Origin of the sequence: Microscilla marina ATCC 23134 (assembly GCF_000169175.1) — a bacterium.
GTDB classification, from domain to species: domain Bacteria; phylum Bacteroidota; class Bacteroidia; order Cytophagales; family Microscillaceae; genus Microscilla; species Microscilla marina.
In genome coordinates, this window is record NZ_AAWS01000109.1 from 1 (window position 1) to 3253 (window position 3253).

Below are 3253 nucleotides of genomic sequence, written 5' to 3' on the forward strand. Positions count from 1 at the left end.
ATCATGAGTTAGCCCTCAAATACCCTTGGCATTGCGTATTGCAAAAAAGTGCACGCTAGAGGCTTTTAAAAAAACGCGTTTCCGAATATAGAAAACCAATCTCTTTATTTATTCTTATAAGCTCAGTCTATTAGATTATTAGTCGGTAGTCGGTAGTTGGTGGCTTTTAGTTGGTAGTTTTTCAGTTGGTAGTTTTTAGCCTCGCTTCGCGCAACCATAAAACCATTTTAGCCATAAAACCATTGAAACTAACCATAAAGCCATCCAACAATTTTTTACCTCCTGACTACGGACTCCCGACTCCCAACTAAATAACTAACCTATGAATTCACTTCCTTTATATCATTATCAATCTTATGTAGCTGGTTTTAGTGGCTGGCTGCGGACGTTGGGTTATGCGCCCGACACGTGCCGAAAGTATCCGCGTCAGTTGCGGGAGTTTTTACACTTTTTAGAAGAAACGGGCATTGTTGATTTGTCTTCGGTGGACGGCGCGGTGGTGGAGTGTTTCTTTACTTATTTGCAAAGTCGCCCCAGTATCAAAACGGGTAAATCTTTGAGTACCACCCATTTATTGAGTATGCAAAAGACCTTACGCCAGTTTACCCGTTACCTGGATGCCTTGGGTTTGCCGGGTTTTGCTTTGCCCAGGTTGCGTTTGCAGGGGTTGGCGGCGCAATCGCTGGAAGTGTTCAGCCAAGCCGAAATTGATGGTTTGTATGCGGCTTGTGGGACCGATTTTTACGGCTTGCGCGATCAGGCTTTGTTGGCGTTGGGGTATGGTTGTGGTTTGCGTCGCGCCGAGGTGAGCCAGTTGGAGGTGAGCGATTTGCATTTTAAAAAAGGTTGGCTGGAGGTGAAAGCGGGAAAGGGTGCCAAAGCGCGTTCGGTGCCTATGCCTACCAAGGTGGCGGCGTACTTGTACCGCTATGTGTACCAGGCACGCGCCCAACTTCCGCAGTCGGGCACTACGCCGGCTTTGTTGCTCAGTTGGCGTGCCACGCGCTTGTCTAAGCAAATGGTGAGTATTCGGTTCAGGGAGTTGGTGATCAAAGCCGAGTTGTTGTCAAGCGAAGACAAGCGAACGAGTTTTCATTGTTTGCGCCATAGCATCGCCACTCATTTGCACGCCGCCGGGGTAAGCCTGGCGAACATTGCCCTCTTTTTGGGTCATTCATCGCTGGATTCTACGCGAATTTATACACACCTGCAAGAATTATAAATTCTTGAATTACGAATTTTTCAATTACGAATGGTGGTTTAATTACGAATTTTTCAATTACGAATTACGAATGGTAAAATAGACTCTGTTGGTTCATTCGTAATTGATTGACTTGTAATTATTTAACTCGTAATTCGTAATTCGTAATTCGTTAATTCGTAATTCTCTCTCATGAAAACTTTCGAAACTTATTTGCAGGGCCTGGGGCTGGCGGCTTCCAGTATTGCCCAGGTGCAGCGCTCTTTGGTGTTGTGTGAGCAAAAAACCGGGGTGCTGGAGTCGTTGACTTATCAGGATTTGTTGGTGTTTGTGCGCTATCTGCAGCAATCGGGTAGCAAGCCTTATACGATTAATCGGCACCTGAGCTCTTTAAAACACTATTTTTCCTATTTGATTTTACAGGGTTTTCGTTCCGACAATCCGGCGCAAAACCTACGGGTCAAAGGCGGCGTGGTGGGGCTCTCTTTTCAGGGTTTGGACTTTGCCGCCCTGGAACATTTGTACGGGGCTTACCAGGGCGCTGCGGAGTTGAAAGCTTTGTTGTCGCTGTACATTTATCAAGGAGTTAAAACTCTGGAAGTGAGGCATATCAAGGTGGGCGATGTGGATCTGACCAAAGGTGAGTTGTCGTTGAGGGCGAGCGGTGTGGGTGCCAACCAAACCGGGGCTCGTTGCCTGGCTTTGGCGCCTGGTCAAATCTTGCTTTTGCACCAGTTGATTGGGGGGCGTTCAGCCAATGCGGGTTTGTTTGTGGTGGGCGATCGTTATGATGCTTTGACCCAGGCTTTGTTTGAGGAGGTGCGCCGTTTGAATCCTTTGATTGTCAATGCTCATACTATCCGCCGGGTGGTGATCAGTCATTGGCTCAAGAGTGAAGACATTCGCCTGGTGCAGCACAAAGCGGGTCATTTGCGGGTAAAAAGTACCGAGCGCTACCGGGTGGCTCACCTGGAGGAGTTGCAGCAGGAAATAGCCAGGTTGCATCCGCTTAGTGATTAGTTTTTTAGTCGGGAGTTAGTAGTCGGTAGTCGGGAGTTAGTAGTTTCTAGCGATTAGCTTTTAGTGACAAGCGACTTGTGGCTCATCGCTAGAACCTTGTTGCTTTCCAGGGTTTTTGCAAGGTTAAAGCCGTGGTTGAATGACTGGTTTATGGGCGGCTTTGGTTAACTTTATGCTTTCATAATTTCCTCATTCATAATTAACAGACTCTTCATTCGTAATTCGTAATTAAACAATTCGTAATTCTTTTCATTTTCTAACTTCAATTTTCTTATGTCATTATCTGATACTTTAGCCTTGGTCAATGAAGCTTCTTTTATGGAGGAGCAAATCCGGAAAGTGAGCCAAAAATGTGTGTACAAAAGAATGATTCATCCTGACCAGCGGGAAGATTTGCAACAGGATTTGTATTTGCGGTTGCTGGAGGGAAGTTGGGCGGGCATTTGTCAGTCGTATAAGCCTGGGGTGTCTTCTTTTGCTTATTATGTGGAGTTTTGTTTGTACAATTTGTCTAAGACTATTTTGCAAACCCGCCAACACCGTTATGGGGAAGATTTGCTGGATTATCCGGTGGAGTTGGTAGCCGATGTTGGGTTGGGTGGTGTGCCCGAAGATTTGGTGTTGGTGACGCGTCGTTTGTTGGTGTTTGTGGGGCTTGACACGCCTAAATACCGTTTGTTGTTGAAGGTGAAAGTAATAACCGCTGACAATGAATGATTTGATGGCTATGCGCCTGAGGTTTCTTTGTCGGAGTTGTTGCCTTATTATGAGGCATTGTCGGTGCCTGGTGACAAGCGTCATTATAGTCGGCGCCTGGCTAAGTTGTTGCCTTTGTTGCAGCGGGTAGAGGCTAAAACTTGTGGTTTGGTGGGGGTGCAGCGTGATCTAAAGCGTAAGTTAAACAGGTTGTGTGATCGGTTGAAGGTGCACCTGGAGTATGAGCTTGACAAGGAGTCGTTGTTGAATTTGTTGTTTGTGGTTAATTAGGAATTGTTTTATTGTTTGATGGCTTTATTGTTTTATGGTTTTATG

General features: G+C 46.0%; 4 protein-coding genes. All 4 read left to right on the forward strand.

Features of this window, described 5'->3' with window-relative positions:
• The first annotated feature begins 322 nt into the window (after positions 1-322).
• The 4 genes from M23134_RS36975 (at position 323) to M23134_RS36990 (ending at position 3208) form a co-directional block, all read left to right on the forward strand.
• Complete coding sequence (locus tag M23134_RS36975; RefSeq protein ID WP_002706135.1) at positions 323-1222, forward strand: tyrosine-type recombinase/integrase; 900 nt, start codon at positions 323-325, stop codon at positions 1220-1222.
• A 171-nt stretch (positions 1223-1393) separates the two neighbouring features.
• Complete coding sequence (locus M23134_RS36980) at positions 1394-2221, forward strand: tyrosine-type recombinase/integrase (RefSeq protein ID WP_002706136.1); 828 nt, start codon at positions 1394-1396, stop codon at positions 2219-2221.
• 273 nt (positions 2222-2494) lie between these two features.
• On the forward strand, positions 2495-2938 hold the full coding sequence (locus M23134_RS36985) for a hypothetical protein (protein ID WP_002706137.1): 444 nt from the start codon (positions 2495-2497) through the stop codon (positions 2936-2938).
• Positions 2939-2965: 27 nt separating this feature from the next.
• Positions 2966-3208 carry a hypothetical protein gene (locus M23134_RS36990; RefSeq protein WP_002706138.1) on the forward strand — a complete coding sequence of 81 codons (243 nt, stop codon included), beginning with the start codon at positions 2966-2968 and terminating at the stop codon, positions 3206-3208.
• Positions 3209-3253 lie beyond the last annotated feature (45 nt).